Source organism: Actinophytocola sp. (assembly GCF_035634895.1).
Classification (GTDB): domain Bacteria; phylum Actinomycetota; class Actinomycetes; order Mycobacteriales; family Pseudonocardiaceae; genus Actinophytocola.
In genome coordinates, this window is sequence record NZ_DASQCC010000222.1 from 20,610 (window position 1) to 27,483 (window position 6,874).

Here is a 6,874-nt window from a genome sequence, read left to right on the forward strand (position 1 = left end):
GCTCGGCCTGCTCGGCGGCGGCCTGGGTGTGGTCCGTCCCCTGCGGGGCCGTGGTGGTGTTGGTGTCGGGGCGTGCGTCGTTGCCGTCGCGCTCGTTGGTGGTGGTCACGTCGCGGTGGCTGTCACTTCGCGCGGGCGAGGACGGCGTGCAGCACGGTCGGCGGGACCTGCGTCGAACTGTGCTCGCCGCTGACCTCGATCGTGTTGCCGTCGCCCTTGGAGGGGCCGACGTGCACGGTCTGGCCTGGCACGACGCCGACGCTCTTGAGCTCGGCCATCAGGTCGGGGTCGAGTTGGACGTGCTCGGCGATGCGCCGGACCTCGACCTTGCCGCCGCCGCGGCGGGCGACGTCGTCCATGCGGACGAGGTCGGCCTCGACGGGTGGGGCGGGCTCGCCCTCGCCCAGCTTGTCGAGGCCGGGGATGGGGTTGCCGTAGGGCGACGTGGTGGGGTTGCCGAGCAGCTTGACCAGCTTGCGCTCGACGGCCTCGCTCATCACGTGCTCCCAGCGGCATGCCTCGCTGTGCACGTGCTCCCACTCCAGGCCGATGACGTCGACCAGGAGGCGTTCGGCGAGCCGGTGCTTGCGCATGACCGTCACGGCGAGCGCACGCCCGTGCTCGGTGAGCTCGAGGTGGCGGTCACCCGCGACCACGACCAGGCCGTCCCGCTCCATGCGGCCGACGGTCTGGCTCACGGTCGGACCGCTCTGGCCGAGGCGCTCGGCGAGCCTGGCGCGCAGTGGGACGACGCCCTCCTCCTCAAGTTCGTAGATCGTCTTGAGGTACATCTCGGTGGTGTCGATGAGCTCGTTCACGCCGCTTCCCCTTCGTCATCAACCATGCTAGTCGCTCGCTCGGTTGGAGCAGTGTGGCGGTCACGGGCCGTGAGCAGAGCGTGGCAGCGCACCGTGGGAGCAGCGCGAATGCCCGCTGCGGGACGGCACGGCAGGTCGGGATGAGTGAAGAATAGCGGGGTGACCTCTCCGCTGGTTTCGACCACCGACCTCGCCGTGTCGCTGTCCGGGGCGGAGCCGCCCGTCCTACTCGACGTGCGGTGGCGGCTGGGCGGGCCGCCCGGGCGCGAGGACTACGCGCGTGGACACCTGCCCGGCGCCGTGTTCCTCGACCTGGACGCCGATCTGGCCGCGCCGCCGGGGCCCGGGGGTCGTCACCCGCTGCCGGCGCCGGACGACCTGCAGCGGGTGCTGCGGGCTGCCGGCGTGCGCGACGGGGCGCCGGTCGTCGTCTATGACGCGGACAACGGGTCGGTCGCCGCGCGTGTGTGGTGGCTGCTGCGCTGGGCCGGTCACGACGGGGTGCGGGTGCTCGACGGCGGTTACGCCGCGTGGCAGGTCGAGGGACGTCCGGTGACCACCGACGTTCCTTCCCCGGCGCCGGGGAACGTGACGGTTCGTCCCGGCCATATGCCGGTGGTGGACGCCGACGGCGCGGCGGAGCTTGCCCGCACGGGCGTGCTGCTGGACGCACGTGCACCGGAGCGTTACCGCGGCGAGGTGGAACCGATCGACCCGAAGGCCGGTCACGTGCCGGGGGCGCGCAACGCGCCGTTCGCAGCCCACACGGGCGAGAACGGCCGATGGCGCACGCCTGTGGAGCTGGCCGAGCACTTCGCGAAGGCGGGCGTGCCCGTGAAGGCGGAGGCGAACGGGAGACCGGACGCGAAACACGGGTCCGTGGACGGATCGGACGGGGAAGGAGCGGACGTGGACGACGTGACCGTGGAAGATGTGGGCGGGAAAGATGTGGGCGGGGAACGGGTCGGCGTCTACTGCGGCTCCGGGGTCACCGCCACGTCCGTTGTGTTGGCGTTGGAGGTCGCTGGGATCACCGGCGCTGAGGCGCCGGCCACGCTCTATGCCGGCTCGTGGTCCAACTGGAGCGCGGATCCGGATCGGCCGGTGGCAACCGGCGCGGAGCCCGCCTGACCGACGTCGAGCGGCCCGGCAGCACTGCACGCCGGGCAGGGCGGCGAAGCACCGCCTCGCGGACTTGGCTGACTGCCACGCCTTTGTTCAATACCCGTGCCGGTTATCTGCATACAGAATGCAGTGCGGGTCGTGGGCGGGCTCTGGTCGGCTCGGGTGGATAGGGTTGCGTCATGGGCTTGCCTGGATCGGTTGTGTGGGACTCCTCCCTGCTTGGGTACGACCTCGGCGGGGAGCATCCGCTCCATCCGATCCGGCTGGAGCTCACCATTCGGCTCGCTTCGGCGCTCGGGGTGCTCGACGGCGTCGAACTTCTCGTCCCGGAAGAGGCCACCGACGAGGAGATCGAGCGGATTCACGACGCCGGTTACGTCGCCGCCGTGCGGGAGGCGCCCATGGCCGGGTGGGATGTCGGCCACGGGCTCGGTACGTCCGACAACCCCGTCTTCGACCACATGCACGAGGCGTCCGCGCGGGTGGTCGGATCCTCGTTGCTCGCCGCCCGCCAGATCGCGGCCGGCACGACCAAACGCGCCATCAGCATCGCCGGTGGTCTGCACCATGCGATGCGGGACCACGCGCACGGCTTCTGTGTCTACAACGACCTCGCCGTCGCCATCTCCTGGTTGCTCGACAACGGGTTCGAGCGCATCGCCTACGTCGACACCGACGTGCACCACGGTGACGGTGTCCAGGCCGCGTTCTACGACGATCCCCGCGTGCTCACGGTCTCGCTCCACCAGAACCCACTGACCCTCTTTCCCGGCACCGGTTTCTCCGACGAGACCGGTGGGCCCAATGCGCTCGGTTCCGCCGTCAACGTTGCCTTGCCGCCGCTCACCGGCGACCGCGCCTGGCTGCGGGCCTTTCACGCTGTCGTTCCCTCGCTTCTGCAGGAGTTCCAACCGCAACTGCTCATCAGTCAGTGCGGCGTGGACACCCATCAGGAGGACCCGCTCGCCTCGTTATCACTTTCCGTGGACGGGCACCGGACCATCTACCAGGCCGTGCGGGCGCTTGCCGACCAGTACGCGGGTGGGAACTGGCTGGCCGCCGGCGGGGGTGGCTACGCCCTGCTGCGGGTCGTTCCCCGGTCGTGGACCCATCTGCTCGCCACGGTGCTCGATCGGGACATCGCCAAGGACACCACACTGCCCAGCGAGTGGACCCGGTTCGTCGACAAGATCGCGCCCACGGCCGAGCTGCCGACGACCATGAGCGACAACCAGAGCGTCGACTTCGAACCCTGGGACGGCGAGGACGGCGAGCGGATCGACAGCGTCATCAAGGAGACGCGCCGCGCCGTCTTCCCCTTGCACGGCCTCGATCCGGACGATCCGAGGGACTGACCCCGCATGGACGAGCACCCGGATCCGTTCGACTACCCCAAGGACTGGGAAGCGGACCTGGTGCTGTCCGACGGAGGCACCGTCCACCTGCGACCGATCGTGCCCAGCGACGCCGAGGCCCTGCTCGCCTTCCACGGTCGCATGTCCCAGCGCACCCGCTACCTTCGCTACTTCGGGGCCTACCCGCAGATCCCGCCCCGCGACCTCGAACGCTTCACCACCGTCGACCACCGCGACCGGGTTGCGTTCGTCGCGTCGCTGGGTGACGACATCGTCGCGGTCGCGCGGTACGAGCGCATCGACAAGGGGCCGACCGCGGAGGTCGCGTTCGTCGTCGAGGACCGGCATCAGAGCCGCGGGCTAGGACCGATCCTCCTCGAACACCTCGCGGCCGCGGCTCGGGAGAGCGGCATCCAGCGGTTCGTCGCCGAGGTGCTCGCCGAGAACGGTGCCATGCTCGGCGTCTTCCGTGCCGCCGGCTACCACCTCGCCCGCGAGATGGAGGAGGGCGTCTTCCATCTCGAGTTCGCCATCGATCCCACCGACGAGTCCGTGGCCGTCGGCCGGTCGCGTGAACAGGCGGCCGAGGCCCGCAGCGTCCACAATCTCCTGCATCCTCGCTCCGTCGCGCTGATCGGCGCGTCCGCGGACCCGGACAAGGTCGGCTACGCGGTCCTCGGCAACCTGCTGCGGGCCGACTTCGCCGGTCCGGTCTTCCCGGTCAACGCCGAGCGCCGCTCGGTGCGGGGCGTCCGCGCCTACGCCAACGTGCTGGACATCCCCGATCCCGTCGACCTCGCGGTGGTCGCGGTGCCCGCCGAGCACATGGACGAGGTGATGGACGCCTGCCTCGCCAAGGGCGTCAAGGCGCTCGTCGTCATCTCGTCGGGCTTCGGGGAGAGCGGTCCGGCGGGGGAAGGCGTCGAGCGCAGGCTGGTCGCCGAGGCCAGGGCACACGGCATGCGCGTGGTCGGGCCCAACGCGCTCGGGGTCGTCAACACCGACCCGGAGGTACGGCTCAACGCGACGCTCGCACCGGTCCTGCCCGGCCGTGGCCGTACCGGCTTCTTCAGCCAGTCCGGCGCGCTCGGCATCGCCATCCTCGCCGACGCCAAGGCCAGGGGGCTCGGGCTGTCGACGTTCGTGTCCGCCGGCAACCGTGCCGACGTGTCCGGCAACGACCTGCTGCAGTACTGGGAGACCGACCCGGCGACCGACGTCGTGCTGCTGTACCTGGAGTCGTTCGGCAACCCGCGCAAGTTCGCCCGCCTCGCGCGCCGGCTCGGGCGCGTCAAGCCGATCGTGGCGGTCAAGTCCGGCCGGAACGCCGTGCTGCCGGCGCTCGCCGCGACCTCGGTCGAGGTGGACGAGGCGAGCGTGCAGGCACTGTTCGAGCAGGCCGGCGTGATCCGCGTGGAGTCCATCGCGCAGCTCTTCGACACCGCGCTTCTGCTGGCCCACCAGCCGTTGCCGAAGGGCGTTCGGGTCGCGGTCGTCGGCAACTCGTCGGCCATCGGCGTGCTCGCCGCGGATGTCGCGCTCGGGCAGGGGCTGGAGCTGGCGGGCAGCCCGGTGGACGTCGGCTCGTCGGCCGCTCCGGACGTGCTCGCCGACGCCGTCCGCGCCGAGCTGAGCCGTGACGACGTCGACGCGCTGGTCGTCGTGTTCGTCCCACCGCTGTCGACCCCGGGTGCCGCGTACGCGCGCGCACTGCGGGAGGTCGCGGCCGGCGACAAGCCGATCGTGTCCACATTCCTTGCCACGGAAGGAATCCCAGCCGAGTTGGCGGTGGCGGGACCGGACGGCTCACCGGCACGTGGCTCGATTCCGTCGTACCCGAGCCCGGAACGTGCGGTCCAGGCGCTGGCCCGTGCGACCCGGTACGCCGCGTGGCGGTCCGCGCCGCAGGGGCACCCCGCGCGCCCGGAGAACGTGGACGCGGAGACGGCAAGGGCACTCGTGTCGTCCACAGTGGACGATGGCGGGGTCGAGCTGACCGACGCGGACGCCGTGCGACTGCTTTCCTGCTACGGCATCGAGGTCGTGCCGCATCGGACGGTCACGTCGGCGGACGAGGCCGTCGCCGCGGCCGAGGAGTTGGGCTATCCGGTGGCGGTGAAGGCGACCGGCGACCGGTGGTGGCGGCGTCCGGACCTCGAGGGCGTGCGGCTCGACCTCGCGACGGGTGAGGCGGTACGGGCGGCGTTCGCGGACCTCGCGGAGCTGTCCGAGGTCGCCGATCTGTACGTGCAACGCATGGCGCACAAGGGAATCGGCTGCTCGATCGGTCTGCAGGACGACCCGTCGTTCGGCACGCTCGTGTCGTTCGGGCTGTCCGGGGTTGTCAGCGATCTGCTCGGCGACCGCGCGTACCGGGCGGTGCCGCTGACCGACACGGACGCGGCGGCGCTCGTGCGGGCACCGAAGGCCGCGCCACTGCTCACCGGATACCGCGGCGGCGAGCCGGTGGACCTCGACGCGCTCGCCGACCTGGTGCTTCGGGTGGCGGCGCTCGCCGAGGATGTCCCGCAGGTCCGCTGGCTCGCGCTTGAGCCCATCCTGTCCGGCCCGGCCGGTGCGCGGGCCGTTGGCGCCCGGGTGCGGGTCGGACCACCCCCTTCGCAGCAGGACAGCGGTCCGCGGCGGCTGAGGTCCATACGAAAGTAGGGTTTGCGTGGCCGTGTGCAACCCGGCGGGCGTCCGGTCGCGTCCTCCCCGCATGAGACGCCTAGGAACCGTTGTTGGCGCTGGCGTTCTGCTCCTGCTCGCGAGCGCTTGCGCCAACCCGCAGGACACCCAGGAAACACGCGCCGACCGGCCGACGGCGACCTCGGAGACGACGACCACTCCCGATCGTCAGCCGGCGAGGACACCGCCGGCCGGTGGCACGCCGGTGACACAGCAGCAACTCGACACGTCAGGGCTGCCGCAGGGCTACCCGGTACTGGTGTGGACCGAGGACGGCGGCCGCACCGTCGGAGTGGTCGCCCAGGAGGGTGGTTGCGGCAGGGCCAGCGTCGAGGTGCCGCAGCAGACGGACACGCAGGTCGTGGTCCTGATGGTGGAAACCGTGCCGGCCACGCCGAAGATGTGCACGATGGACCTGCGCTACCCGAAGCTGACCGCTGAGCTGGACGCGCCGCTCGGCACCCGCACGGTGGTGCTGAAGGCGGAACAACGCAAGAGTTGATCGTCAGCCAGGTGCCCGGTCGTGCCCGCCCCAGCCACGACCGGGCACTTCCTTGCGACACGGCAGAAATGTCGGCCCTCACTGATAGCGTTGAAACCGGGGGACCCCCTGGCGCACGAATGGGACTTTCGTACGGGTTTCTGGGGTGAACCTGTTGCCAGTTGGCGGTTGTGGGCCCGGAACTGTCGGTGCCTTGCCGTAGCGTTGAAACCGGGGGTCCCCCGGGGGCGTACGAAAGGGACTTTCGTGCGGGGGGCGTGCGGGGAGGTTCGTGCGGGGAGGGTGGTCGGGTGGGGCGGGCGTCATGTGGTGCAGGGCTTTGGTGATGTTGTCCTGTCCGTTGTGGCGGGGCGTGTCGGTGGCGTTGTTGCGCAGGGTGGTCGTTG

At 70.9% G+C, this 6,874-nt stretch carries 5 protein-coding genes; 4 read left to right on the plus strand and 1 reads right to left on the minus strand.

Features of this window, described 5'->3' with window-relative positions:
* Window positions 1–122 precede the first annotated feature (122 nt).
* A complete protein-coding gene (locus VET29_RS34025) occupies window positions 123–818 on the minus strand; it encodes a metal-dependent transcriptional regulator (RefSeq protein ID WP_324928461.1) in 696 nt (231 codons plus the stop codon).
* Between the two features lie 159 nt (window positions 819–977).
* Here VET29_RS34025 and VET29_RS34030 point away from each other — a divergent pair, with 159 nt between their 5' ends.
* From VET29_RS34030 to VET29_RS34045, 4 genes are all read left to right on the plus strand, one after another.
* A complete protein-coding gene (locus VET29_RS34030; protein ID WP_324928463.1) occupies window positions 978–1,949 on the plus strand; it encodes a sulfurtransferase in 972 nt (323 codons plus the stop codon).
* A gap of 173 nt (window positions 1,950–2,122) precedes the next feature.
* A complete protein-coding gene (locus VET29_RS34035) occupies window positions 2,123–3,298 on the plus strand; it encodes an acetoin utilization protein AcuC (protein ID WP_324928465.1) in 1,176 nt (391 codons plus the stop codon).
* Between the two features lie 6 nt (window positions 3,299–3,304).
* A complete protein-coding gene (locus VET29_RS34040) occupies window positions 3,305–5,965 on the plus strand; it encodes a GNAT family N-acetyltransferase (protein WP_324928467.1) in 2,661 nt (886 codons plus the stop codon).
* Window positions 5,966–6,017: 52 nt separating this feature from the next.
* Window positions 6,018–6,488: a hypothetical protein gene (locus VET29_RS34045; protein WP_324928469.1), complete on the plus strand. Its 471-nt coding sequence runs from the start codon at window positions 6,018–6,020 to the stop codon at window positions 6,486–6,488.
* The last annotated feature ends 386 nt before the right edge of the window (window positions 6,489–6,874 follow it).